The sequence below is a fragment of the Calditerricola satsumensis genome (genome assembly GCF_014646935.1).
GTDB classification, from domain to species: domain Bacteria; phylum Bacillota; class Bacilli; order Calditerricolales; family Calditerricolaceae; genus Calditerricola; species Calditerricola satsumensis.
The window spans coordinates 1-543 of the sequence record NZ_BMOF01000111.1 but is presented as its reverse complement, the minus strand read 5'-3'; the positions used below and the strand labels follow the sequence as shown (position 1 = coordinate 543).

Sequence of the window (543 nt, the reverse complement as noted above, 5' to 3'; positions counted from 1 at the left end):
GCTTGCAGCTTTTCCAAAAGGGCATGGGCTGTGGCGACATCGGCTTTTGAGGCGGGTGTCACCGTGTAGGCCACCGGCAGTTCATGGGTGCTGTCGACGATGAGATGCAGCTTGTATCCAAACCACCGGAACTTTGTCGCGTTCCCCTCGCGGTCGCGCACCGTCTTAAACCCATAATCCGCATCTTTGTCCCTTCGCCCGTCGGGCGCGGTGTTTTTCGGCCGGTGACGCGCGTACGACCGAATGGCTTTGCTATCCAGGGCCAGGCGCTTGCCGTAGTCGGGAAGGTACGTGGCCACAGCCTGCTGGAGCGCAACAAAGAGGGATTCCAGCTCGGCCTCATGGGCTTCAACCCGTTTCCAGAAGCGACTGAAGGCCGCGGCACTTGGCACGCGGTCGCCAAAGCCCAAAAGCCAGCGCAACTGCCCGTTTCGGCTCAGTTCGCGTCGCAGGGATTCGACGCTCGGGTGCTGGAACACGACGAGGGCGATATACGCATTCCACATGGCTCGCACGGGATAATCGTCCCGGCCCTTGCCGCGC

Annotated in this window: 1 protein-coding gene; it reads right to left on the bottom strand. The window is 61.7% G+C overall.

The features are described from left to right. On the bottom strand, positions 1-506 hold a 506-nt coding region (locus IEX61_RS12275), incomplete at its 3' end, for a transposase (RefSeq protein WP_229725881.1). Positions 507-543: the final 37 nt, after the last annotated feature.